Raw genomic sequence first — 22,708 nt, 5'->3', positions numbered from 1 at the left:
CGTACTTCTATGCGGCGGTGTGCGGGTATCCGTTTCAGTGTGCAGGGTGCCGGTATCGTTCCGGGATGCTCCAAGTGACCTCTGTGAATGTGAACGGGCTGCGCGCCGCCGCCAAGAAGGGCTTCGTCGAGTGGCTCGCCGAGACCTCGTCCGATGTGCTCTGCCTCCAGGAAGTGCGGGCCGAGCCGCAGCAGCTGCCGGATGAGGTGCGGGCGCCCGAGGGCTGGCACGTCGTGCACGCGCCGGCCGCCGCCAAGGGGCGCGCGGGCGTCTCCCTCTATACGCGGCGTGAGCCGGATCGCGTGCAGGTGGGATTCGGGTCGGAGGAGTTCGACGCCAGTGGGCGTTACGTCGAGGCTGATCTGCCCGGCGTCACGGTCGCCAGCCTGTATCTGCCCTCCGGCGAGGTCGGCACGGACCGGCAGGACGAGAAGGTCCGTTTCATGGGGGAGTTCCTCACCTACCTGAAGGGGCTCAAGCAGCGGGCCGCAGCCGAGGGGCGCCAGGTCGTGGTCTGCGGCGACTGGAACATCGCGCACCAGGAGGCCGACCTCAAGAACTGGAAGGGCAACAAGAAGAACTCGGGCTTCCTGCCCGAGGAGCGCGCCTGGCTCAGCGAGGTCTTCGAGAGCGAGAGCGGCGGCTACGTCGACGTAGTGCGGGCGCTGCATCCCGACGTCGAGGGTCCCTACTCCTGGTGGTCGTACCGGGGGCGCGCCTTTGACAACGACACGGGCTGGAGGATCGACTACCACGTGGCGACGCCGGGGCTCGCGGAGCGGGCGGTCAAGGGGTTCGTGGAGCGGGCGGCCACGCATGAGCAGCGGTGGTCGGACCATGCGCCCGTCACGGTGGTCTACGACATGTGATGCCGCGCGGCGCCATGGCATGTTGCGAGCGCGTACCTGACAATGTCTCAACTGTCAGCCGTGTGGGGGAGACTTCATGTCCGGTATGTCGAGACCGTCACGTCGGGGTGTGCTGCGCGGGGCTCTGGGTGCGGGGCTCGGGGCGGGGATCGGGATCGGTTCGGGTCTTCCGGCTGTCGCCGCGTCCCCCGCGCGTGCCACCGGGGGAGTGCCCCGGGGTACACCGCCGGTACTGCTCACCGAGCAGGCGACCCAGCAGATCCTCGTGCTCGATCCGCGGCGCAGGGTCTGGGACCCGGAGCATGAACCGTCCGTCGTGCGGTGGGCGTTCTCGCCGACGCGGTACGAGGGGTACGAGGATCTCCGGCCGGAGTACAGCTGGGTGTATCCGAGCGAGTCGAAGGTGCGCAGGCACAAGGGGCGTACGTATGTCCTGACCACGGCGTCCTTCGGATTCGTGGCCGTCGTCGACTATCCCTCGGGCAGGCGCTACTGGGGTACGGCGATAGGTGCGGGTGACGACCTCTTCAACCCGCACAGCGCGGAGATCCTGCCGGACGGCAATGTCGCGGTGGCGTGCAGTACGGGTGCGCTGGTCAGGCTGTACGCGGCGTCGCAGGGGCCGGATGCGTCGCGGTGTGCCGAGGCGGAGCTGAAGGGGGCGCACGGGCTGCACTGGGACGGTGCGCGCGAGGTGCTGTGGGCCATCGGTGACGACGAGTTGGTCACGTACAAGGTGGGTGGGACGCGGGCACGGCCGACGTTGCGGCGCCGGTCCTCGGTGGGGCTGCCGGTCGGGACGCCCGGCAAGACTCCCGGTGGGCATGATCTCTTCCCCGTGGCCGGGCGGCGGGGGCGGCTCTGGGTGACGACGAACGCGTCCGTCTTCCAGTACGACATCGCCGGCCGGGCCTTTGTGCAGGACTTCGCGGGGGCGGATGAGATCTCCCGGAAGTCGGTGAAGGGCGTCGGTGACGATCCGCGGACGGGGCAGGTCATCTCCACGGTGCCGGAGGGCGGTCTTGAGGAGACCTGGTGGACGACGAGGGTGAGTGTCCATCGGCCGCGGGGGGAGTACGAGTTGGTCGGGGGCGGGATCTACAAGGCGCGGTGGTTCTTGCCGCGGTGAGGGCGGCCCTGCGGGGCTTTCCCCGCTGCACCCGTTAGCGCGCTCCGCGCGCGGGCGCCCCTTCCCGAAACCATGGGGCTCCGCCCCCTGGACCCCCGACAAGATGTCCTCGAACGCCGGACGGGCTAGACATCTTCCGGCTTCTCCGACGCCAAACGGCGGTCCAGGGCCATCGACAGTTCCGCCTCCACCACACTCTTCGCCAGCGGGCGCAGACGGTCGATGCTGACGTTGCCCGCCTCGGGGGGCGTGTGCGTGCGGATGATGGTGATGAACAACTCGGCCAGTGCGTCTGCGTGTTCGCGCACGCGCTGGCCCGCCTCCAGGACCGCCGCCAGCGGAATGCCCTCGCGGACCAGGGCCGATGAGACGTCCAGGAGGCGGCGGCTGACGTGGACGATCTCGTCGCCGTCCGTGCCGAGGTAGCCGAGGTCCATGGCCGCCGCGAGGTTCTCGGGGGTGACCTCGCCCGCGAAGTGGTCGGCGAGTTCCTCGGGGGTGAGGCGGACCGGGGTCTCCTCGGTGGATTCGCCGATGCCGAGGAGTTCGCCGACGTCGCGGCCGTTCTCGAAGGCCTCCGCGAGTTCCGCGATGCCGCTCAGGGTGTGGCCGCGCTCCAGGAGCGCGGCGATCGTGCGCAGCCTGGCCAGGTGATGGTCGTCGTACCAGGCGATGCGGCCCTCGCGGCGGGGCGGCGGGATCAGGCCGCGCTCGCGGTAGAAGCGCACGGTGCGCACCGTGATGCCGGCGACCTCGGCCAGCTCCTCCATGCGGTACTCGCGTGTTTCTGCCACGGAAGCAGCCTATGTGCTGCCGGATCGTGCGTGCGTTCGGTCGAGATCTACCGGCGGTAACTCGGTACGCCAGACCCCTACCCATCAGTAGGCAGGTGTTCTAGTCTCCCAATTGCGCCAGTGGTCACTGGCAGAGTCGTGAAGCAGTTCGGGAGGCGGCGGCATGACCGAGGACGAGCGCCAGCGGGAGCGCGAGCAGGACGGCGGACAAGGGCGCGGACAGGAGGACGGGCGCGAGCATGTGCGGGTGGCGGTGATCGGGTCCGGGTTCGGCGGGATCGGCGCCGCGGTCCGGCTGCGCCGCGAAGGCGTCACCGACTTCGTCGTCCTGGAGCGGGCCGCCGCCGTGGGCGGCACCTGGCGCGACAACAGCTATCCGGGCTGCGCGTGCGACGTGCCCTCGCACCTGTACTCGTTCTCCTTCGCGCCCAACCCCGACTGGCCCCGCACCTTCTCGGGCCAGGAGAAGATCCAGGAGTACCTGGAGCAGGTCGCGGACACCTTCCGCCTGCGCTCGCACATCCGCCTCAACACCGAGGTCGAGCTGCTGCGTTGGGACGCGGACCGGCTGTGGTGGGAGATCGAGACCAGCAACGGCACCCTCACCGCCGACGTCGTCGTCTCCGCCACCGGGCCGCTCTCCGACCCCAAGCTCCCGGACATCCCGGGCCTGGACACCTTCGAGGGCAAGGTCTTCCACTCCGCCCGCTGGGACCACGACTACGACCTGCGCGGCAAGCGCGTCGCGATGATCGGCACCGGCGCCTCCGCCATCCAGATCGTGCCGGCGATCCAGCGTGAGGTCGGCAGGCTGACCCTCTTCCAGCGCACCCCGCCCTGGGTGATGCCGCGCATGGACCGTGCCATCACCAAGGCCGAGCGCTGGCTGCACCGCCAGTTGCCGTTCACCACGCAGGCCCGGCGCGGAATCCTGTGGGGCATACGGGAGTTGCAGGTCCAGGCGTTCACCAAGCGGCCGAACGAGCTCGGCGCGGTGGAGCAGCTGGCCAAGCGGAACATCGCACGTGCCATCAAGGACCCGGCGCTGCGGGCCAAGCTGACACCCTCGTACCGCATCGGCTGCAAGCGGATCCTGCTCTCCAACACCTATTACCCGGCGCTCGCGCAGCCCAATGTCGACGTCGTCGCCAGCGGGCTCAGCGAGGTGCGCGGCAACACCGTGGTCGCGGCGGACGGCACCGAGACCGAGGTCGACGCGATCATCTTCGGTACGGGGTTCCATGTGACGGACATGCCGATCGCCAACCGTGTGGTGGGCGCCGACGGCGGGACGATGATGGAGTCCTGGAAGGACGGGATGAAGTCCCTGCGCGGCGCGACCGCCGCGGGCTTCCCGAACTTCATGACGGTCATCGGCCCGAACACGGGTCTTGGCAACTCCTCGATGATCCTGATGATCGAGTCCCAGCTGAACTACCTCGCCGACTACATGCGGCAGTTGGACGTGCTGGGCGGCCGGGCCGCGCTCGCCGTGCGTGCCGGCGCCGTGAACGCCTGGAACGACAAGGTGCAGGAGCGCATGAAGCGCACCGTGTGGAACACCGGCGGCTGCAACAGCTGGTACCTCGACGAGAACGGCGTGAACACGACGATCTGGCCGGGCACGACGAGCGAGTTCCGCGCCGCCACCCGGCGGGTCGATCTCGCCGAGTACGAGGTGGTACGGCCGCCCAGGGTGAGTGTGGACGCGGCGTCGCCGAAGTCCCGTAAGGCGAAGAAGGTCGAGGCGGGGGCATGAGCAGGCTGACGCATGTGACGACGAGCGGGCCCTTCGCGCCGCCCTCCGCCGCGCGGGAGCTGACCGTGGTGTCGGCGGACGGTGCGCCGCTGCACGTCGAGGTGCACGGTCCGCAGGGCGCGCCCGCGGTGGTGCTCGCGCACGGGTGGACCTGCTCGACCGCCTTCTGGGCGGCGCAGATACGTGACCTGGCCGTCGATCACCGGGTGATCGCCTACGACCAGCGGGGACACGGACGCAGTGCCGCGCCGGCCGGGGTGGAGGGTTACAGCACGACCGCGCTCGCCGACGACCTGGAGGCGGTGCTCGCGGCGACGCTCGAACCCGGGGAGCAGGCCGTGCTGGCCGGGCACTCCATGGGCGGCATGACGATCATGGCCGCGAGTACGCGGCCGGGATTCCGGGAGCACGCGGCGGCGGTTCTGCTGTGCAGCACGGGGAGTTCGCGGCTCGTCGCCGAGTCGCTCGTGGTGCCGATGCGGGCCGGGCGGATACGGACGCGGCTCACGCGGTCGGTGCTCGGGGCGAAGGCGCCGCTGGGTCCCGTGACGCCCATGGCCCGCAAGATTCTCAAGTACGCGACGATGGGCGCCGGTTCGCCCCCGGAGCGGGTCGAGGTGTGCGCACGGATCGTGCACGGGTGCCCGAGGGTGGTGCGCTACCGCTGGTCGCACGTGCTCGACGAGCTCGAACTCGACGCGGGGTTGCTTGAGTTGACGGTGCCCACCGCGGTCATCGCAGGGACCGCCGACCGGATGACGCCGGTCGCGGGCGCGCGGCGGATCGCGGCGATGCTGCCGAACTCGCTCGGTCTCACCGAGCTGCCGGGGCTCGGTCACATGACGCCGGTCGAGGCGCCGGAAGCGATATCGGACGGGATCAGGGATCTCGTGAAGAGGTACGTACGGGTCGGCGATCAGCAGGTTCAGGGGCTCGAAGGGAGCAGCGCATGAGCAAGGTCAGCCTTGAGGGTCAGGTCGCGGTCGTCACCGGGGCGGCGCGGGGCGTGGGGGAGTTGCTCGCGCGCAAGCTGTCGGCGCGGGGTGCGAAGGTCGCACTCGTCGGCCTGGAGCCGGACGAGTTGAAGCAGGTGGCCGGGCGGCTGCACACCGAGGCCGAGGCCTGGCACGCGGACGTCACGGATCATGAGGCGATGGCCCGGGTCGCGCAGGAGGTCAAGGAGCGGTTCGGGAAGGTCGACATCGTCGTCGCCAACGCGGGCGTCGCCAACGGGGGGCCTTTCATCGAGTCCGACCCCGACGCGTGGCGCCGGGTGATCGAGGTCAACCTCATCGGTAGCGCGGTCACGGGGCGGGCGTTCCTGCCGGTCCTGATGGAGAGCCGGGGGTATCTGCTGCAGATCGCCTCGCTCGCGGCGATCACGCCGGCGCCGATGATGACGGCGTACTGCGCCTCGAAGTCGGGCGTCGAGGCGTACGCGCACTGTCTGCGGGCCGAGGTCGGCTACAAGGGTGTGAAGGTGGGCGTCGGTTACCTGTCCTGGACGGATACGGACATGGTGCGGGGCGCGGACGAGAACGACGTCATGCGGGAGCTTCGGCAGCGGCTGCCGTGGCCGTCCAACAAGACGTACCCGCTGGGTCCCGCCGTCGACCGGATCGTCGCCGGGATCGAGCGCCGGTCCAGCCACGTGTACGCGCAGTGGTGGCTGCGGGGGATGCAGGGCATCCGGGGTTACCTGCCGGGGGTCATCGGCTCGGTCGGGCAGCGTGAGATGCGGAGGTTCGAGCCGCGGCTGGGGTCGGTCTCCACGGGGCTCGTGGGAGCGGGGGGCTCCGCCGACGAACAGGCCCGTACCGGGGGGTAGTTCCCACCTGGCGGTGGGCGGGGCGCTCCCCGCCAGGGGGTCGTCCCTGCGGGGGCTCGGGGGTTCGGGGGCTTCTGTCCCGGCGGGGGCCCGGGGGCCCGGGGGCACCTGCCCTGCCGTGGGTGCGGGGGCTCCTGGCCTGCCGTGGGGGCGTCCCTGTCCCGCCGCTCCGCGGCGGATCTTTCCCGCCCACCCACCCGTTACCCCGCGGGGTGATCGGGTGGGCGGGTGGGGGTAATCCGCCGCGAAGCGGCGGGACGGGATCCGCCCCCACTGAGCAGCAGACGAAAACGTCCGCTCCCATGCCCCCCCCCCACAGCAGTGGGACCCCCGGCGTCCCAGGGGTCCCACGGTTCAAGCTCAGCGCAGCGTTACGCGTCGTAGTCCTGGTTGAACTTGTCCTGCTGCTCCTGCGCGGCCCGCTGTGCCTCGTCCGGGGACTTCGCGGAGCGCTCCCGCGTCTCCTCCTGGGCCTGCTGGCCGCGCTCCCGCGCGTCGTCACGGGCCTGCGAAGCGCGCTCGCTCGCCTCGTCCTTCTCGCTGCCCATGGCACCCTTCGCCTTGCCGGCGAGGTCGTTGGCCTTGTCCTGGAACTGGTCCTTGATGCCCATGCGGGTTCACTCCTAGAGGGTGAGGTTGGAAGGGCCTCGACCAGACTTACATGAGGGCGCGAACCTCGCATTTCGATCAATTACGGGCGGACGCCGACCTCGGTCACGCCCGCCGAAGCCCCCTACCCCCGCGGCGGCAGCACCGGCCGGTGGCGGTCCGGGACGTCGTCGAGGCTCGGTGGTTCCGCCGCCGGCTGCTGCGCCAGGAGGTCCAGCGCCACCCGCACCGCGTCGTCGAGCTGGGCGTGGCGCCCCTCCGCCCAGTCCAGGGGCGTGCGGAGGACCTCCAGGTCAGGGGAGACACCGTGGTTCTCCACGGACCAGCCGTACTCGTCGAACCACCCCGCGTTCATCGGCACCGTGATGATCGTCCCGTCACCGAGCACGTGCCGCCCGGTCATCCCCACCACGCCACCCCACGTGCGCTGGCCCACGACGGGCCCGAGGCCGAGCAGCTTGAAGGCCGCCGTGATCATGTCGCCGTCCGAGGACGTCGCCTCGTCGGCGAGGGCCACCACCGGGCCCCGGGGCGCGTTCGAGGCGTACGACACCGGCTGGGCGTTACGCGTCAGGTCCCAGCCCAGGATCTTCCGCGTCAGCTTCTCGACCACCAGCTCGCTGATGTGCCCGCCCGCGTTACCGCGTACGTCCACGAGCAGGGCCGGGAGCGAGACCTCCAGGCGTAGGTCGCGGTTGAACTGCGCCCAACCGGAGCCGCCCATGTCGGGGATGTGCAGGTATCCGCACTTGCCCCCGCTCAACTCCCGTACGACTTCACGCCGTTTGGCCACCCAGTCCTGGTAGCGCAGGGGGCGTTCATTGATGAGGGGGACGATCGCCACCCTCCTCGATCTGCCCTCTCCCTCCGCCGGCTGGAACGTCAGCTCCACCGTCGTGCCGCCCGCGGCGGCGAGCAGCGGGAAGGGGCCCGTCACCGGATCCACCGGGCGGCCGTCGATGTGCGTGAGGACCGCGCCCTCACGGATGCCCGCGCCCGCCAGCGGTGAGCGCGCCTTGGAGTCGGACGAGTCGCCGGGCAGGATGCGCTTGACCATCCAACTGCCGTCCCGGCAGACGAGGTTGGCGCCGAGCAGGCCCATCGCGCGCTGGTAGTGCGGCGGGCCTTCGTTACGGCGCGCCGGGGAGACGTACGCGTGCGAGGTGCCCAGTTCGCCCAGGACCTCGCGGAGCAGGTCCGCGAACTCGTCGGGGGACGCCACCCGTTCCACCAGCGGCCGGTACTGCTCAAGGATCGCGGGCCAGTCGATGCCGCACATGTGCGGCTCCCAGAAGTAGGCCCGGATGAGGCGGCCCGCCTCGTCGAACGACTGGCGCCACTCGGCCGCCGGGTCGACCTCGTGCAGGATGCGGCGCAGGTCGATCCAGGTGGTCGTATCGCTGTCGCCGGACTCCGTCGACGGCACGGCGCGCAGGTCGCCATCGTCGACCACCACGAGCCGCGAGCCGTCGCCGCTGAGTGCGAACTGGTCGAGGTGGTCGACGAGTTCGGACTTCTTGCCCTTGGTGATGTTGAAGTACTCCAGGGTGGGGCGCCCGGAGGTGTCCGACGGGTTGGCGAACGTCTCGCCGAGCGCGCCCGAGATGGGCCAGCGCATCCATACGAGGCCGCCGCCGCTGACGGGGTGGAGGGCCGAGTACTTGGAAGCCGAGACGGGGAACGGCGTCACCCTGCTCTCCAGGCCCTCCACCTCGACGATGGCGGACCCGGCGGGCGAGAGGCCGTCGGCCGGGTCGAGGCCGCCGGCGGCCGGGCGGCCGTCGGGGGAGAGCGCGAAGGGCGACGGGGTCGCCGACGACAGGGGGACGAGGTAGGGGCGGCAGCCGAGCGGGAAGGACAGGTCGCCGGTGTGCACGTCGTAGACCGGGTCGAAGCCGCGCCAGGAGAGGAAGGCGAGATAGCGGCCGTCGCTGGTGAAGACCGGGTTCTCGTCCTCGAAGCGGCCGTTGGTGACGTCGACGATGATGCGGTGCCCAGGACCCTCGATGCGGGCCATCTTGATGTGCCGCAGGGATCGCCCGATGCCGGGGTGGGACCACGTCAGCCATGAGCCGTCCGGCGAGAACGCCAGGTCACGCACGGGACCGTTGACGGACCGGATCAGCTCCGTCACCTCGCCCTCGCCCTCCTCGGTGGCGTCGACGAGGAGGAGCCGCCCGTCGTTCGAGGCGATCGCGAGCCGCTCGCCCTCGGGATCGGAGAGCAGTTCGAGGACCCGGCCGAGCTGCCCCTGCGCCAGCCTGCGCGGCGCGCGGTCGCCGCTGGCGCGCGGCAGGTAGGCGATCTCGACGGCGTCCTCGCCCTCCGCGTCGGTCACGTAGGCGACCTGCCCGCCCTTGCCGAGCATCTCCGGCAGCCGCACGCGCACGCCCGGGGTGTCCGTGATGGTGCGGGCGGGCCCGTCGCGGTGCGTGAGCCAGTACAGGCTGCCGCGTACGACGACGGCGCTGGCCCGGCCCGTCGCGTCCACGGAGAGCGAGTCGATGTGCTGTGCGGCCGGCACCTGGTAGATCCGCCGTCCGGCGCGCGGCCCGCCCAGGCGCACGTCGAGGCGGCGCGGCACGGAGTCCGCGGACAGGTCGTCCACCAGCCAGAGGTCGCCCGCGCACTGGTACACGACGCGCGCGCCGTCACTGGAGGCGTGCCGGGCGTAGAACGCGTCGTGGTCGGTGTGCCGGCGCAGGTCGGAGCCGTCCGGCAGACAGGAGTAGAGGTTGCCGACGCCCTCGTGGTCGGAGAGGAAGGCGATCCTGCCGTCCACGAACATCGGGGCGTCCAGATGCCCGTCGAGGTCGGGCAGGATCTGCTCCCCGTGCACCCACAGGCGGCCCGTGGCCCCGCCGCGGTAGCGCTTCCAGGCGGCGGGCTCGTGCGGCGGCTTTCCGGTCAGCAGGAGCGTCTTGCGTTCGCCGTCGATGTCGTTGACCGCGATGTCGTACACGGGCCCCCAGGGCAGCTTGCCGCCGGGTGATCCGTCGGTCGGCACGCTGTAGGCCCAGCAGAAGTACGAGAAGGGCTGATTGTGCGAGGAGACGGCGAGGATGTCGCCGTCGGGCGACCAGCCGCAGACCCGGGTGTCCGTGCTGCCCCAGTAGGTGAGGCGCCGGGCCGGGCCGCCGTCGACCGGGGCGAGATGGATCTCCGGGTCGAGGCTGCGCCATGTCGTGTACGCGATGTGGCTGCCGTCCGGCGAGAAGCGCGGATGGCTCACCTTGGTCCGGTCGACGGTCAGCCGCCAGGCCCGGCCCGCGGGGGCTCCGTCCGGGCTCAGCGGTGCCACCCAGAGATCGTCCTCGGCCGCGAAACAGAGACGGTCGCCGCTGAGGTGCGGAAATCGCAGGTAGGCGTGGTCAGCATGGGCTTCATCGCGCGCGTCGGTCACTTCACCATGCTTTTCCGGGGCGGGGGGCGCGGCAACTCGTACAGGGGGTGGGAAGGCATGGGAGCGCGTGACGCAACACACGTACGAAACGGTTTCGTTTCGTTAAGCCCGCGGGTACAGTCATGGCGTACGCAACAGTTTCGACAAGGACGCGACCGACAGGCGGAGGGATCATGGCTGAGGCGGCAACGGCGCGGCGCAGCCGGATCACACCCGAGCGCGAGGCCGAGCTCTACGCCGCCGTGCTCGACCTGCTCCGCGAGGTCGGGTACGAAGCGCTCACGATGGACGCCATCGCGGCCCGCACGAAATCCAGCAAGGCCACCCTCTACCGCCAGTGGGGGAGCAAGCCCGAGCTGATCGCCAGGGCGCTGCGGCACAACAAGCCGGTGTCCATCGCGGATATCGACACCGGGTCCCTGCGTGGCGATCTGCTGGAGATGGCGAACCGTTCGGACGACTGTCAGATGGAGCGGGACGCCGCGCTGATGCGGAGCCTGTTCCACGTCATCCACGGAAATCCCGAACTCCACCAGGCACTGCGGCAGTTGCTCATCGAGCCGGAGATCACCGGCCTGAACGCACTGCTGCGCCGGGCCGTGGACCGGGGCGAAGTGGCCCCGGACAACCCCGCGTTGGGATTCGTCATCCACATGATGGTCGGCGGCTTCGTCGCCCGTGACCTGATCGAGGACCGCACGGTCGACCGTGAGTTCCTCCGTTCCTACGTCGACGCCGTGATCCTCCCCGCTCTCGGCGTCTGACCCGCACCCCTCACAAGTTCACCTCCTCCACCTGACGCGACCGCTCACGTCGTCGGGCTGATCCCCCCTGCCCTGTAGACCCCACGACCTGACCGGGAGTACGCCCTCGTGGCCACTTTCCTCTACAAACTCGGCCGACTCGCCTTCAGGCGACGGCACTTCGTCGCCCTGATATGGGTGGCGCTCCTGACGCTCGCCGGAGTCGGCGCCGCGTCCGCGCCCACCGCGGCGTCCAGCTCCTTCTCCATTCCGGGCACGGAGGCCCAGAAGGCCTTCGACCTCCTCGAAGAGCGCGCACCCGAGGCCAGCGCGGACGGTGCGAGCGCCAAGGTCGTCTTCAAGGCGCCGGACGGCGAGAAGATCACCGACCCGGCCAACGAGGCCGAGATCGAGAAGACCGTCGCCGCGCTCAAGTCCGGTTCGGACGAGGTCGCGCGGGCGGACAGCCCCTTCAAGACCAAGACGGTCAGCAAGGACGGCTCCACGGCGTACGCGTCGGTGTCGTACAAGGTCACGTCGATGGAGCTGACCGACGAGAGCCGGGACGCGCTGGAGAAGACGACCGACGAGGCGCGCGAGTCCGGGCTGACGGTCGAGGTCGGCGGTGACGCGCTGCAGGCGATGCCCGAGACCGGGGCCACCGAGATCATCGGCATCGCGGTCGCCGCCGTCGTCCTCGTCATCACCTTCGGTTCGCTGATCGCGGCGGGTCTGCCGCTGCTCACCGCGCTGATCGGCGTGGGCATCGGTGTCTCCACGATCACCGCGCTGGCCAGCGCGCTCGACCTGGGGACGACGACCTCCACGCTCGCCATGATGATCGGCCTCGCGGTCGGCATCGACTACGCGCTCTTCATCGTCTCCCGCTACCGGGGCGAACTCGCCGACGGACGGGACCGCGAGGAGGCGGCGGGGCGTGCCGTCGGCACCGCCGGTTCGGCCGTGGTCTTCGCCGGGCTCACCGTGGTCATCGCGCTGGTCGGCCTCGCCGTGGTGAACATCCCGATGCTCACCAAGATGGGCTTCGCGGCGGCCGGCACGGTGGTCATCGCCGTGCTCATCGCGCTCACCCTGATCCCGGCGCTGCTCGGTTACGCGGGCAAGAAGGTCAAGCCGACGGGCGAGAAGAGCAAGGTCCTTGGCGGCGGCCGTAAGAAGGCCGAAGCCGCGGCGGATGCCGTGCCGAAGGACAACCTCGGCACCCGGTGGGCCCGCTTCGTCGTGCGCCGCCCGCTGACCGTGCTGCTGGTCGGTGTGATCGGCCTGGGCGCCGCGGCGCTGCCCGTCTCCTCCCTCGAACTGGGCCTCCCGGACGACGGTTCACAGCCGACGTCCACGACCCAGCGCAAGGCATACGACCTGGTCTCCGACGGATTCGGCCCCGGCTTCAACGGCCCGCTGATGACGGTCGCCGACCTCAAGGGCTCGGACGATCCGAAGGCCGCCGCGGGCGAGATCACCAAGACGATCTCCGGACTCGACGACGTCCTCTCGGTCGCCCCGCCGATGATCAACAAGGCGGGCGACACGGCGATCATCAGCGTCGTCCCGTCCTCCAAGCCCAGCGGCATCGAGACCGAGAACCTCGTGCACGCGATCCGCGACGCGGGCGGCGAGATCAAGTCCGACACGGGCGCGAGCGTCATGGTGACCGGCACGACGGCCATGAACATCGACGTCTCCGAGAAGCTGAACGATGCCCTGCTGCCCTACCTCGCCCTGGTCGTCGGCCTCGCCTTCCTCCTCCTGATCGTCGTCTTCCGCTCCATTCTGGTCCCGCTCAAGGCGGCACTCGGCTTCCTGCTCTCGGTCCTTGCGGCTTTGGGCGCGGTCGTCGCGGTCTTCCAGTGGGGCTGGCTCGGCTCGCTCTTCGGCGTGGAGCAGACGGGCCCGATCATGTCGATGATGCCGATCTTCATGGTGGGCGTCGTGTTCGGCCTCGCGATGGACTACGAGGTGTTCCTCGTGACGCGTATGCGAGAGGCGTACGTCCACGGGGAGCGCCCGGGCCAGGCGATCGTGACCGGCTTCCGGCACGGTGCACGGGTGGTCTCGGCAGCCGCGGTGATCATGATGGCGGTCTTCGCAGGCTTCATAGGCTCCAGCGAGCAGATGGTGAAGATGATCGGCTTCGGGCTCGCGATCGCGGTGTTCTTCGACGCGTTCATCGTGCGCATGGCGCTGGTCCCTGCGGTGCTCGCGCTGCTGGGCAGGAAGGCGTGGTGGCTGCCGCGGTGGCTGGACCGGGCCCTGCCGAATGTTGATGTGGAGGGCGAGGGTCTGCGTGACCTCGATGCCTCGGGTCGCCCGGGGGCGGGCGAGGAGCGGGAGCTTTCTCGCGTCTGAGTCGAGGGTCAGTGGGCCACGGGGGTGGCCGCGTACGTGCGGCGCAGGAAGCGGATCAGTGCCGAGGCGTCGAACTGTACGACCGCCACCCCCTGCGCCGAGTGGAACTCCATGACCGTCTGGACCCGGCCGCAGGGCCAGATGTGTACGTCACCACTGGTGGTCGGGGCTCGCAGGCCCTGTTCGAGCAGTTGCCTCGCGAAGGTCCACTCCAGGGAACCCTCTGTGGCACCGGGGAGGCCGATCCGCACCGCCTGCGGGTCGGCCTCCGGGTCGTACCGGAGGACGGCGGGGACGGTGAGCTGGTCCTCGGGGGAGTCCGTGACGACGTGGGCACGTGCGTACTGCTCTACTGCGGACATCGCCGAACTCCTCACCATCACGTGCCTTCTGCCCTCTAATGTCCCATATATTCCGATTCCTGCTCCAGGAGTGACCGGGATAACTGGGCAGGCGTTGGGTAGGAACCGCTCTTGCAAGCCGTTCGCAATAAAGCACTATCATTGAACGGTTCACGAGCGATCCGCTCTGCCTTCCTCTTCGTGTCCTGCCCAGGAGCACCCGCATGCATGTCCCCGACGGATTCATCAACGCACCCGTCTCCGCCGTCACCGGGGTCATCGCCGCCGGAGCGGTCGCCGTCAGCCTCCGAGGCGCACGGCGCGAGCTCGACGAGCGGACCGCGCCGCTGGCCGGCCTGGTCGCCGCCTTCATCTTCGCGGTGCAGATGCTGAACTTCCCGGTCGCCGCCGGGACCAGCGGACATCTGCTCGGCGGAGCCCTCGCCGCGATACTCGTCGGCCCCTATACGGGTGTCCTGTGCGTGTCCGTCGTACTCCTCATGCAGGGCGTCCTCTTCGCCGACGGCGGCCTCACCGCGCTCGGCGTGAACATCACGGACATGGCCGTCGTCACGACCGTCGTGGCCTATCTCACCTTCCGCGGCCTGGTGAAGGTGCTGCCGCGCAGCCGCCGTTCCATCACCGCCTCCTCCTTCGTCGCCGCGCTGATCTCCGTGCCCGCCGCGGCCGTCGCCTTCACGTTCCTCTACGCGCTCGGCGGCACCACCGACGTCTCCATCGGCAAGGTCGCCACCGCCATGGTCGGCGTCCACGTCCTCATCGGCATCGGCGAGGCGGCCATCACCGCGCTCACCGTCGGCGCCGTCATCGCGGTCCGCCCCGACCTGGTGTACGGCGCCCGCGGCTTGACGCAGAAGCTCAAGCTGCGGGTGGGCGGTGAGCTGGTCGATGCCCCCGACGCGGCCCCCGAGCCCGCCCCCGTCGCCGCCCGCTCGCACCGCAAGGTGTGGATCGCGGGCCTGGTCACCTCCCTCGTCCTCGCCGGCTTCGTCAGCTTCTACGCCTCCGCGAACCCCGACGGCCTGGAGAAGGTCGCCGCCGACAAGGGCATCGACAAGAAGGCCGAGGAGCACGCCACCTCGGACTCCCCGCTCGCCGACTACGGCGTCAAGGACATCACCGACGCCCGCCTCTCCGGCGGCCTCGCGGGCGTGATCGGCGTCGGTGTCACCGTCGTAGCGGGCTCGGCGGTCTTCTGGGCGCTGCGGCGCCGCCGTACGACGGACACGGGCCCGGCCTCGACGGACGTGGGTCCGGCGTCGACGGGCACCGTCTCCGAGAACTCCTGACATGGGCGCGGGCCACGCCCACCGGCTCTACCGCCCCGGCCACTCACCGGTCCACACGCTGCCTCCGCACACCAAACTGGCCGCGGTCTTCTGCTTCGTGCTCGTGGTGGTCTCCACACCGCGTGAATCGATGTGGGCGTTCGGCCTGTACGCGGCGCTGCTGGGCGTGGTGGCGTACGCGTCCCGCGTTCCGCTCCCCTTCCTCCTCAAGCGGCTGCTCATCGAGGTGCCGTTCGTGGCGTTCGCGGTGCTCATGCCGTTCGTGGCGGAGGGCGAGCGGGTCGACGTACTCGGCATGTCCCTCAGCGTGAACGGCCTGTGGGGCGCCTGGAACGTCCTGGCCAAGGGCACGCTCGGCGTCGCGGCATCGGTCCTCCTCGCGTCCACCACCGAACTGCGCTCGCTGCTCCTCGGGTTGCAACGCCTGAAACTGCCGCCGCTGCTCGTCCAGATCGCCTCGTTCATGATCCGCTACGGCGACGTGATCACGGACGAGATGCGCCGCATGAAGATCGCCCGCGAGTCCCGCGGCTTCGAGGCGCGGGGTGTGCGGCAGTGGGGCGTCCTCGCGAAGTCCGCGGGCGCGCTCTTCATCCGCTCGTACGAGAGGGGCGAGCGGGTACACCTGGCGATGGTCAGCCGGGGTTACGCGGGCTCGATGCCGGTGATCGACGAGGTCACGGCCTCGCGCGCACAGTGGACGTACGCACTGGCCCTCCCGTCCGCCGCTCTCATCGTCTGCGTGTTGGGATGGACCCTGTGACTGCTACCGCCGCTTCCCTCCAGGTCTCGGGCCTCGCCTTCGCCTACCCCGACGGGCACCAGGCGCTCTTCGGCGTCGACATGACGATCGGCCGCGGCGAGCGGGTGGCGCTGCTCGGCCCGAACGGCGCGGGCAAGACGACGCTCGTCCTGCACCTGAACGGCATCCTGACCGGCGGCGCGGGCACGGTCACCGTGGCCGGACTCCCTGTGGGCAAGAAGCACATGGCGGAGATCAGGCGCCGGGTCGGCATCGTCTTCCAGGACCCGGACGACCAGCTCTTCATGCCGACGGTGCGCGAGGACGTGGCGTTCGGCCCGGCGGCGGCCGGGCTGCGCGGCCCCGAGCTGGAGGCCAGGGTCCACAAGGCCCTCGTCCAGGTGGGAATGGCGGAGTTCGCGGACCGGCCGCCGCACCACCTCTCCTTCGGTCAGCGCAGGCGGGTCGCGGTGGCGACGGTCCTCGCGATGGAGCCGGAGATCCTGGTCCTCGACGAACCGTCCTCGAACCTGGACCCGGCCTCACGCCGCGAACTGGCCGACATCCTGCGCTCGTTGGACGTAACGGTCCTCATGGTCACGCACGACCTGCCCTACGCACTCGAACTCTGCCCCCGGGCCCTGGTCCTGAGCGAGGGCGTCATCGCGGCGGACGGCCCGACGGGAGAGCTGCTCGGCGACGAGGCCTTGATGGGAGCGCACCGGCTCGAACTCCCCTTTGGCTTCGATCCGAAGACGGTGAAGGTGAACGGCTAGGGAATCCACGGCCATGGGCTGCTGTTGGCCCTGTCATGGACGTTGATGTGCACGGGACAGTGGCCGCGGGGTTCGAACCGGTCCGGGAAGCCTTCCTTCGCAACTTCCGCGAGCTCGGTGAGCAAGGAGCGGCGGTCACCGTGTACCGCGACGGCCGCAAGGCCGTGGACCTGTGGGGCGGCACGAAGGATGTCGACGGCGGGGACGGGGGCGCCGCCTGGGAGGCCGGCACCGCGCAGATCGTCCGCTCGGCCACCAAGGGCGTGGCCGCCACCGTCCTGCTCCTCCTCCACCAGCGCGGAGAGCTGGACCTGGACGCGCCCGTCGGCTCCTACTGGCCGGAGTTCAAGGCGCAGGGCAAGGAGGCGGCGCTGGTCCGGGACCTGCTCGCGCACCGGGCGGGAGTGCCCGCCCTCGACCGCCCGCTGACGCCCGCCGAGGCGGCCGACCCCGACTTCGCCGCCGCCGCGGTCGCCGCGCAGGCTCCCGCGTGGGAGCCCGGGACGGACCACGGCTACCACGCGCAGACGTACAGCTGGCTGACCGGAGAGCTGGTGCGGCGGGTGACGGGGAAGTCCATCGGGGAGTGGGTGGCCTCGGAGATCGCCGGGCCGCTCGGCCTCGACCTGTGGATCGGGCTTCCCGAGCGGGAGGCGGGGCGGGTCGGGCGGATCGGGCGCATTTCGGCACCGGTGGCTCCGGGCGGCCTCAGGACCCGTCCCCGGCGGAACGTGGCCGAGGCCTACGCGAACCCCGACTCCCTCACCCAGCGGGCCTTCGGCGCGATCACCCAGGCACCGGACGAGAACGACCCGGCGTACCGGGCGGCGTCCCTTCCCGCGTCGAACGGCATCGCGACGGCTTCGTCACTGGCACGGTTCTACGCCTCGCTGATCGGTGAAGTCGAGGGCGGGACGCGGTTGTTCGCTCCGGAGACGGTGGCGCTGGCGCGAGGCGAGGCGTCCGCAGGGGCGGACCGGGTCCTGATCGTGAACACCCGCTTCGGGCTCGGCTACATGCTGCACGGGGGCGCGTCGCCCCTCCTTGGCCCCGGCTCGTTCGGTCACCCCGGGCGCGGGGGAGCGCTCGGCTTCGCCGATCCGGAGTCGGGGGTGGGCTTCGGGTATGTGACGAACGGGATGGAGAAGGGGGTTACGGCGGACCCGCGGGCGCAGGGGCTTTTGCGGGCGGTCAACGAGGCTTTGCGCGAAGTGCCGGGCTCACGTGGGTTCGTCGCCGATGCGGGGAGGGCCTGGAACCTCAGGTGATGTCGCCACCCGAGGGCAGCTACACGCAACGGGAACCGGCGCTCCGGGGGGCTTACCCCTCCCCCACACCAGGGGGTGTGCACCAGTGCCTCCAGTGCCCTTCCCGTTGGAGGCTGAACCCGCTTCAGATCGCCATGACCTGATGAGGGAGAACACTCCATGCCTGTCGCCCGAACCGCGCGCCGCCACCTGCGAGTCACCACAGCCGCGACCGTCGTCGCCACGATCCTCGCCGGGGCGGGCGTCGCCGCCGCCGAATCACGGACAGCTACCGCTCCCTCTTCCACGGCTGCCCCTCAGCGCGGCACGCTGCTCTCCGCCGAGTTGCTCTACACCCTCACGTCACGCAAGGACTCCGCAGCCGAGCTCACCTCCTCCGGGTACGACCCCGGCGCCGCCCGCCACGGCGTGGACGCCTACCGCCTCGTTTACCGCACCATCGACGCCAAGGGCCGACCCACCACTGCGAGCGGTCTTTTCACCCTCCCCCGCGGGGTCCAAGGACGTCTTCCCACCGTCTCGTTCGCCCACGGCACCGGCGTCCACCGTATCGACGCGCCCTCGATGCAGCGGAAGGTGTTTCTGACCGGTCCCTCCATCACGTACGCCTCCGCAGGCTTCGCCACCGTCGCACCCGATTACCTCGGCATGGGCACAGGCCCCGGCAAGCATCCCTGGATGGACGTGCCGTCCGAGACCACGGCCTCCCTGGATCTGCTCCGCGCCGCCCGCCAGTTCACACCGCGTACCGGACGCACCCTGGACCGCGACGTCTTGGTCACCGGCTTCTCACAGGGTGCGTCGGCCTCGCTCGGGCTCGGCAGGGCCCTCCAGGCGGGCGAGGACCGGCACTTCAGACTCGGTGCCCTCGCCCCCATCAGCGGGGCCTACGACTTCGCAGGTGCGGAGATCCCGGCGCTGCTCGCGGACGACGGCGAGTTGGAGCCGAGGTCGAGCATGGCGTACGCCGCGTACACCTTGGTCGCCTTCGACCGCGTCCACGATGTGTACGAGAACCCGGGCGAGGTGTTCCGCGACCCCGCCGTGGAAGAACTCTTCGACGGTATGCACACCGGCCCGCAGATGATCAGCGCACTGCCCCGCACGCTGGACGAACTGCTGACGCCGTACGGACGCGATCTGCTGGCCAGCCCGAAGGGCGGCCTCGCGGCCGGACTGCGGGCGACCGACAGCGTGTGCAAGGACTGGAAGCCCGAGGCCCCGACCCGGCTCTACATGGCGCAGGGCGACGAGCAGGCGACCGTCCGGAACACGGCCAACTGCGCCGCGGACTTCCGGAAGAGGGGAATCGGGGTGCCGGTCGTCGACCTCGGCGCCGTCGACCACCAGAAGTCACGGCACCTCGGCTCGAACGTGCGGGGAACAGCGGAGGTGGTGCGCTGGTTCAGCACGCTCCGATAAGGGCCGGCGATGTCCAGGCGCGGTCAACGAGGACGCAGGTCCAGTTCGGCGCGGACCGTCTTGCCGATGGGCAGGCGGTCCAGGACGGTCCACCGGTCGGCCAGTGCCTCTACGAGCAACAGTCCGCGCCCGCCCTCCGCCCACGCCGACGGGGCCTCGGCGGCTCCCGCCCCGTCGGGGCGACGCTCACCGCGTGGGTCCGACACGTCGATGCGGAGGGCGTACGCGTCGAGGCTGAGCCGCATCTCGAAGTCACGGCCGGGAACGCGGCCGTGGGTGACGGCGTTGGCTGCCAGCTCGGCCACCAGCAGGGCGGCGGTGTCCGAGGCGTCGGAGTCGTACGGGATGCCCCATGCGTCGAGCCGGTGCAGGGTGAGGTGCCGGGCTAGGCGGGCCCCCCGTGGAGTGGAGCTGAATCGCTGGGCGAACACACGCTCGGTGACGGGCACTTGGGGAGTCTGGCTGGGCGTCATGGCCCCAAAATGGCCGCCGGTGGACTCCGCGTACCAGGTCAGCGACTAGCACTCTGCGTCAGAGTACTAGTACGGACAGTAGACAGTGCTGGCAACTGACCGTAACCATAGGCGAGTTCGGAGTGGGTCGCGGGGCAGGCGTACGGGAGGTGTCCTCGTATGACGGACGGTGCGGGCGGGTCGCCGGGCTGCGGTGAGCCGGAGGTGTCGGACAGTCTGCGGACGTTCGGCGAGGTCTTCAAGGCCTTCCGGAAACGGGCGGGCCTGACGCAGGAGGAGTTCGCCGAGTCGGTCGGGTACTCGGTCCAGACGGTCGCCAAGATCGAGCAGGGCCGCCGCTTTCCGCAGCCGGACTTCGTGGAACGGGCGGAGGAGACTCTGGACGCGTTCGGCGCGCTGCGGGGTGCGGCGCGGCATCTGTCCCGGCAGCCGGGGTTGGCGAGTTGGTTCCGGCAGTGGGCGAAGTTCGAGGCGGAGGCGGTGAGCCTGTACACGTACGAATGCCGTGTGGTGCCGGGCTTGTTGCAGACCGGGTCCTACGCGCGGGCGGTGTCGTTCAGCGTGCCGCCGCTGCCGGACGAGCAGCAGCTGAACGAGCGCATCACGGCGCGGCTGGCCCGCCAGGACCTCCTTGCCACAAGCCGGAAGCCGCCGACGGCGTTCAGCTTCATCGTGGAACAGGCGGTGCTTGAGCGGCATACGGGCGGGGCGGAAGTGACGCGGGAGCTGTATGACCACCTGCTGGGCGTCGTCGAACGCCACTGGAACGTGGAGTTCCAGCTGATGCCGTTGCGGCAGCCGGTGCATGCGGGGCTGGATGGGCCATTGCAGTTGGCGGAGACGCCTGAGAATCGGTGGTTCGCCTATTCGGAGGGGCAGAAGAACGGGCGGTTGATCACCGACCCCAAAGAGATCAGCGTGTTGCAACAGCGCTATGCGAAGATGCGTTCACAGGCCCTGACACCCGAGGACTCGCTGGGCCTGTTGAAACGATTGCGAGGAGCGCTATGAACATGTCCAATCTGGCCTGGTTCAAGAGCAGTTACAGCGGCTCCGACGGCGATGACTGCGTCGAGGTAGCCCTCTCCTGGCACAAGTCCAGCTACAGCAGCGGCAGCGAGGGCGACTGCGTCGAGGTCGCCACCTGCCCCGAGGCCGTGCACGTGCGGGACTCCAAGGTGCAGCACGGCCCGCAACTCGCCGTCACTGCCGGGACGTGGCGGAGTTTCCTGCCGTACGCGACGGCAGCGCTATGAGTACGTCCGAACTGGCCTGGTTCAAGAGCAGTTACAGCGGCTCGCAGGGCGACGACTGCGTCGAGGTAGCCCTTTCCTGGCGCAAGTCCAGCTACAGCAGCGGCAGCGACGGCGACTGCGTCGAGGTCGCCACCTGCCCCGAGACCGTGCACGTGCGGGACTCCAAGGTGCAGCACAGCCCTCAACTCGCCGTCCGCGCCGGGACTTGGCAGAGCTTCGTCTCGTACGCCGCGCACGCGACGATGGGCTGACCCAGCCCCCTCAACCTGCGTGCAGCATCAGCCCGATGCCCACCACCATCAGACCCGCTGCCGCCAGCCTCGGCGCTCCGAACTTCTCCTTGAAGAAGATCGCGCCTATCGCCGCGCCCACGATGATCGACGACTCGCGGAGTGCCGAGATGGGCGCCAGGTCCGCCTTGGTCTGGGCCCACAGGACCAGGCCGTACGCCGCCACGGAGAGGGCCGCGCCAAGGAAGCCCACCGCCGCGAACGGGCGTAGGCGGGGGACCAGTTCGCCCCGCCAGCGGTACGCCGCGTACACCGGGATCGCCAACCCCTCCAGGATCATCAGCCACGCGATGTAGCCCATGGAGGAGCCGGAGGCCCGTACGCCGAGTCCGTCCACCACCGTGTACGCCGCGATCGAGACACCCGTCGCGAGCGCCGCGCCGATCGCCGCCCAGTCGGGGCGGCGGCCCGAGCCGCGTATGCCCCAGAGCGCCAACCCCGTCAGGCCCGCGCAGGAGACCGCGACGCCCGCCGCCTGCCAGCCGTCCGGGATCTCGCCCGCGAAGACAGCCGCGAGGACCGTGACCACCAGGGGCGCAGTGCCGCGGGCGATCGGGTACGCCTGGCCGAAGTCGCCCAGCTTGAACGACTTCATGAGCAGGGCGTAGTAGCCGACGTGGATGAGTGCGGAGAGCACCAGGTACGGCCATGCGGCCGCCGCCGGTATCGCCGCGAACGGGGCTATGAGCAGGCCGATCAGCAGGCCGCCGCCCGAGATCAGCGTGAAGCCGACCAGTTTGTCGGTGATGTGGTGGGCTATCGCGTTCCAGCTCGCGTGCGTGACGGCGGCAAGCAGGACCGCCGCCGTGACCAGCGGCGTCACTTGGCGAGCTCGCGCACGTCCACCAGGGTGCCGTTCGCGTGGGAGATCAGGGTTTTGGGCGCCATGGGGAAGACCGCGTACGGAGTGCCCGCCGCCGCCCACACCACGTCATGGTCGAGGAGGGAACGGTCCGCCAGGACCCGCGTCTTCGTCGCGTGGCCGAAGGGCGGTACTCCGCCGATCGCGTAACCGGTGGTCTCCCGGACGACGTCCGCCTTCGCGCGCGTCACCTTCGCCGCGCACAGCTCCCACCGTACGAGCTCCAGGTCGACCCGCGAGGCGCCGTCCATCAGGACCAGGACCGGGACGCCGTCCGCCGCGAAGATCAGGGACTTGCAGATCTGGCTCAGCTCGCAGCCGATGGCCGCGGCGGCCTCCTGGGCGGTGCGCGTCGCCTCCGGGAAGCGGCGGACCTCGCTGACCAGGTCAGCGAGGCCCAGCTCGGTCAGGGCCGCGGCGAAACGGGGGTGGGCGGGGGACTCTGTAGCGCTCATGCCCGGCACGCT

At 70.3% G+C, this 22,708-nt stretch carries 22 protein-coding genes; 15 read left to right on the top strand and 7 right to left on the bottom strand.

All coding sequences use genetic code 11. The features are described 5' to 3' along the window. Positions 1-65 precede the first annotated feature (65 nt). Both ACIBCK_RS14480 and ACIBCK_RS14475 read left to right on the top strand, forming a co-directional pair. Positions 66-869 (top strand): exodeoxyribonuclease III, encoded by an 804-nt coding sequence (locus tag ACIBCK_RS14480; protein ID WP_399390069.1) that lies wholly within the window; start codon positions 66-68, stop codon positions 867-869. A 76-nt stretch (positions 870-945) separates the two neighbouring features. Then, positions 946-1,998 carry a DUF6528 family protein gene (locus ACIBCK_RS14475; protein ID WP_399390067.1) on the top strand — a complete coding sequence of 351 codons (1,053 nt, stop codon included), beginning with the start codon at positions 946-948 and terminating at the stop codon, positions 1,996-1,998. A gap of 125 nt (positions 1,999-2,123) precedes the next feature. Here ACIBCK_RS14475 and ACIBCK_RS14470 read toward each other — a convergent pair whose 3' ends face one another. After that, complete coding sequence (locus ACIBCK_RS14470) at positions 2,124-2,768, bottom strand: MerR family transcriptional regulator (RefSeq protein ID WP_399390677.1); 645 nt, start codon at positions 2,766-2,768, stop codon at positions 2,124-2,126. A 187-nt stretch (positions 2,769-2,955) separates the two neighbouring features. On the opposite strand from ACIBCK_RS14470, the gene ACIBCK_RS14465 reads away from it, so the two are divergent. Genes ACIBCK_RS14465 through ACIBCK_RS14455 form a run of 3 tightly spaced genes read left to right on the top strand, consistent with a single transcriptional unit; the run spans position 2,956 to position 6,379 of the window. Further along, positions 2,956-4,551, top strand: coding sequence for a flavin-containing monooxygenase (locus ACIBCK_RS14465; protein ID WP_399390065.1), 1,596 nt, complete (start codon positions 2,956-2,958; stop codon positions 4,549-4,551). Continuing rightward, positions 4,548-5,504, top strand: coding sequence for an alpha/beta fold hydrolase (locus ACIBCK_RS14460; RefSeq protein ID WP_399390063.1), 957 nt, complete (start codon positions 4,548-4,550; stop codon positions 5,502-5,504). Before ACIBCK_RS14465 ends, ACIBCK_RS14460 begins: the two co-directional genes overlap by 4 nt. Next, positions 5,501-6,379 (top strand): SDR family oxidoreductase, encoded by an 879-nt coding sequence (locus ACIBCK_RS14455; protein ID WP_399390061.1) that lies wholly within the window; start codon positions 5,501-5,503, stop codon positions 6,377-6,379. The genes ACIBCK_RS14460 and ACIBCK_RS14455 overlap by 4 nt, the downstream gene beginning before the upstream one ends. 371 nt (positions 6,380-6,750) lie before the next feature. Here the strand turns inward: ACIBCK_RS14455 and ACIBCK_RS14450 are convergent, their stop codons facing one another. Then, a complete protein-coding gene (locus ACIBCK_RS14450) occupies positions 6,751-6,990 on the bottom strand; it encodes a hypothetical protein (RefSeq protein WP_367042817.1) in 240 nt (79 codons plus the stop codon). A gap of 122 nt (positions 6,991-7,112) precedes the next feature. Beyond that, positions 7,113-10,391, bottom strand: a complete 3,279-nt coding sequence (locus ACIBCK_RS14445) for a S41 family peptidase (protein ID WP_399390059.1) — start codon at positions 10,389-10,391, stop codon at positions 7,113-7,115. A gap of 173 nt (positions 10,392-10,564) precedes the next feature. On the opposite strand from ACIBCK_RS14445, the gene ACIBCK_RS14440 reads away from it, so the two are divergent. Then, positions 10,565-11,155, top strand: a complete 591-nt coding sequence (locus tag ACIBCK_RS14440; RefSeq protein ID WP_399390057.1) for a TetR/AcrR family transcriptional regulator — start codon at positions 10,565-10,567, stop codon at positions 11,153-11,155. A gap of 108 nt (positions 11,156-11,263) precedes the next feature. Beyond that, positions 11,264-13,501 carry an MMPL family transporter gene (locus ACIBCK_RS14435; protein ID WP_399390056.1) on the top strand — a complete coding sequence of 746 codons (2,238 nt, stop codon included), beginning with the start codon at positions 11,264-11,266 and terminating at the stop codon, positions 13,499-13,501. 8 nt (positions 13,502-13,509) lie between these two features. Here the strand turns inward: ACIBCK_RS14435 and ACIBCK_RS14430 are convergent, their stop codons facing one another. Continuing rightward, on the bottom strand, positions 13,510-13,863 hold the full coding sequence (locus ACIBCK_RS14430) for an SsgA family sporulation/cell division regulator (RefSeq protein WP_399390054.1): 354 nt from the start codon (positions 13,861-13,863) through the stop codon (positions 13,510-13,512). A gap of 203 nt (positions 13,864-14,066) precedes the next feature. Here ACIBCK_RS14430 and ACIBCK_RS14425 point away from each other — a divergent pair, with 203 nt between their 5' ends. The 5 genes from ACIBCK_RS14425 to ACIBCK_RS14405 all read left to right on the top strand — a co-directional run bounded on the left by ACIBCK_RS14425 (position 14,067) and on the right by ACIBCK_RS14405 (position 19,360). Then, positions 14,067-15,152 (top strand): energy-coupling factor ABC transporter permease, encoded by a 1,086-nt coding sequence (locus tag ACIBCK_RS14425; protein WP_399390052.1) that lies wholly within the window; start codon positions 14,067-14,069, stop codon positions 15,150-15,152. A gap of 1 nt (position 15,153) precedes the next feature. Next, entirely contained in the window at positions 15,154-15,915 is a 762-nt protein-coding gene (gene cbiQ / locus ACIBCK_RS14420; RefSeq protein ID WP_399390050.1) for a cobalt ECF transporter T component CbiQ, read from the top strand. Beyond that, complete coding sequence (locus tag ACIBCK_RS14415; RefSeq protein WP_399390048.1) at positions 15,903-16,670, top strand: energy-coupling factor ABC transporter ATP-binding protein; 768 nt, start codon at positions 15,903-15,905, stop codon at positions 16,668-16,670. Before cbiQ ends, ACIBCK_RS14415 begins: the two co-directional genes overlap by 13 nt. Before the next feature lie 35 nt (positions 16,671-16,705). Further along, complete coding sequence (locus tag ACIBCK_RS14410) at positions 16,706-17,938, top strand: serine hydrolase domain-containing protein (protein ID WP_399390046.1); 1,233 nt, start codon at positions 16,706-16,708, stop codon at positions 17,936-17,938. A 159-nt stretch (positions 17,939-18,097) separates the two neighbouring features. After that, positions 18,098-19,360 carry an alpha/beta hydrolase family protein gene (locus ACIBCK_RS14405; RefSeq protein ID WP_399390044.1) on the top strand — a complete coding sequence of 421 codons (1,263 nt, stop codon included), beginning with the start codon at positions 18,098-18,100 and terminating at the stop codon, positions 19,358-19,360. A 23-nt stretch (positions 19,361-19,383) separates the two neighbouring features. Here the strand turns inward: ACIBCK_RS14405 and ACIBCK_RS14400 are convergent, their stop codons facing one another. Next, positions 19,384-19,833, bottom strand: a complete 450-nt coding sequence (locus ACIBCK_RS14400) for an ATP-binding protein (RefSeq protein ID WP_399390042.1) — start codon at positions 19,831-19,833, stop codon at positions 19,384-19,386. A 159-nt stretch (positions 19,834-19,992) separates the two neighbouring features. On the opposite strand from ACIBCK_RS14400, the gene ACIBCK_RS14395 reads away from it, so the two are divergent. Genes ACIBCK_RS14395 through ACIBCK_RS14385 form a run of 3 tightly spaced genes read left to right on the top strand, consistent with a single transcriptional unit; the run spans position 19,993 to position 21,340 of the window. After that, positions 19,993-20,844 (top strand): Scr1 family TA system antitoxin-like transcriptional regulator, encoded by an 852-nt coding sequence (locus ACIBCK_RS14395; protein WP_399390041.1) that lies wholly within the window; start codon positions 19,993-19,995, stop codon positions 20,842-20,844. After that, a complete protein-coding gene (locus tag ACIBCK_RS14390) occupies positions 20,841-21,089 on the top strand; it encodes a DUF397 domain-containing protein (RefSeq protein ID WP_399390039.1) in 249 nt (82 codons plus the stop codon). The genes ACIBCK_RS14395 and ACIBCK_RS14390 overlap by 4 nt, the downstream gene beginning before the upstream one ends. Next, on the top strand, positions 21,086-21,340 hold the full coding sequence (locus ACIBCK_RS14385) for a DUF397 domain-containing protein (RefSeq protein WP_399390037.1): 255 nt from the start codon (positions 21,086-21,088) through the stop codon (positions 21,338-21,340). The genes ACIBCK_RS14390 and ACIBCK_RS14385 overlap by 4 nt, the downstream gene beginning before the upstream one ends. A gap of 10 nt (positions 21,341-21,350) precedes the next feature. On the opposite strand, the gene ACIBCK_RS14380 is transcribed toward ACIBCK_RS14385, so the two are convergent. After that, a complete protein-coding gene (locus tag ACIBCK_RS14380) occupies positions 21,351-22,202 on the bottom strand; it encodes an EamA family transporter (protein ID WP_399390035.1) in 852 nt (283 codons plus the stop codon). Continuing rightward, positions 22,199-22,696, bottom strand: coding sequence for a YbaK/EbsC family protein (locus tag ACIBCK_RS14375; RefSeq protein WP_399390033.1), 498 nt, complete (start codon positions 22,694-22,696; stop codon positions 22,199-22,201). The genes ACIBCK_RS14380 and ACIBCK_RS14375 overlap by 4 nt, the downstream gene beginning before the upstream one ends. Positions 22,697-22,708 lie beyond the last annotated feature (12 nt).

Origin of the sequence: Streptomyces sp. NPDC051218 (assembly GCF_044455475.1) — a bacterium.
Classification (GTDB): Bacteria; Actinomycetota; Actinomycetes; order Streptomycetales; family Streptomycetaceae; genus Streptomyces.
This window is presented reverse-complemented; position numbering and strand designations above follow the sequence as displayed.

What these genes read in the sequence shown, in the direction of transcription:
- ACIBCK_RS14480 (WP_399390069.1), top strand. Translation starts at nt 66, where the DNA reads ATGCTCCAAGTGACCTCTGTGAATGTGAACGGGCTGCGCGCCGCCGCC.
- ACIBCK_RS14475 (WP_399390067.1), top strand. Translation starts at nt 946, where the DNA reads ATGTCCGGTATGTCGAGACCGTCACGTCGGGGTGTGCTGCGCGGGGCT.
- ACIBCK_RS14470 (WP_399390677.1), bottom strand. Translation starts at nt 2,768, where the DNA reads ATGGAGGAGCTGGCCGAGGTCGCCGGCATCACGGTGCGCACCGTGCGC.
- ACIBCK_RS14465 (WP_399390065.1), top strand. Translation starts at nt 2,956, where the DNA reads ATGACCGAGGACGAGCGCCAGCGGGAGCGCGAGCAGGACGGCGGACAA.
- ACIBCK_RS14460 (WP_399390063.1), top strand. Translation starts at nt 4,548, where the DNA reads ATGAGCAGGCTGACGCATGTGACGACGAGCGGGCCCTTCGCGCCGCCC.
- ACIBCK_RS14455 (WP_399390061.1), top strand. Translation starts at nt 5,501, where the DNA reads ATGAGCAAGGTCAGCCTTGAGGGTCAGGTCGCGGTCGTCACCGGGGCG.
- ACIBCK_RS14450 (WP_367042817.1), bottom strand. Translation starts at nt 6,990, where the DNA reads ATGGGCATCAAGGACCAGTTCCAGGACAAGGCCAACGACCTCGCCGGC.
- ACIBCK_RS14440 (WP_399390057.1), top strand. Translation starts at nt 10,565, where the DNA reads ATGGCTGAGGCGGCAACGGCGCGGCGCAGCCGGATCACACCCGAGCGC.
- ACIBCK_RS14430 (WP_399390054.1), bottom strand. Translation starts at nt 13,863, where the DNA reads ATGTCCGCAGTAGAGCAGTACGCACGTGCCCACGTCGTCACGGACTCC.
- ACIBCK_RS14425 (WP_399390052.1), top strand. Translation starts at nt 14,067, where the DNA reads ATGCATGTCCCCGACGGATTCATCAACGCACCCGTCTCCGCCGTCACC.
- cbiQ (WP_399390050.1), top strand. Translation starts at nt 15,154, where the DNA reads ATGGGCGCGGGCCACGCCCACCGGCTCTACCGCCCCGGCCACTCACCG.
- ACIBCK_RS14415 (WP_399390048.1), top strand. Translation starts at nt 15,903, where the DNA reads ATGGACCCTGTGACTGCTACCGCCGCTTCCCTCCAGGTCTCGGGCCTC.
- ACIBCK_RS14410 (WP_399390046.1), top strand. Translation starts at nt 16,706, where the DNA reads ATGGACGTTGATGTGCACGGGACAGTGGCCGCGGGGTTCGAACCGGTC.
- ACIBCK_RS14405 (WP_399390044.1), top strand. Translation starts at nt 18,098, where the DNA reads ATGCCTGTCGCCCGAACCGCGCGCCGCCACCTGCGAGTCACCACAGCC.
- ACIBCK_RS14400 (WP_399390042.1), bottom strand. Translation starts at nt 19,833, where the DNA reads ATGACGCCCAGCCAGACTCCCCAAGTGCCCGTCACCGAGCGTGTGTTC.
- ACIBCK_RS14395 (WP_399390041.1), top strand. Translation starts at nt 19,993, where the DNA reads ATGACGGACGGTGCGGGCGGGTCGCCGGGCTGCGGTGAGCCGGAGGTG.
- ACIBCK_RS14390 (WP_399390039.1), top strand. Translation starts at nt 20,841, where the DNA reads ATGAACATGTCCAATCTGGCCTGGTTCAAGAGCAGTTACAGCGGCTCC.
- ACIBCK_RS14385 (WP_399390037.1), top strand. Translation starts at nt 21,086, where the DNA reads ATGAGTACGTCCGAACTGGCCTGGTTCAAGAGCAGTTACAGCGGCTCG.
- ACIBCK_RS14375 (WP_399390033.1), bottom strand. Translation starts at nt 22,696, where the DNA reads ATGAGCGCTACAGAGTCCCCCGCCCACCCCCGTTTCGCCGCGGCCCTG.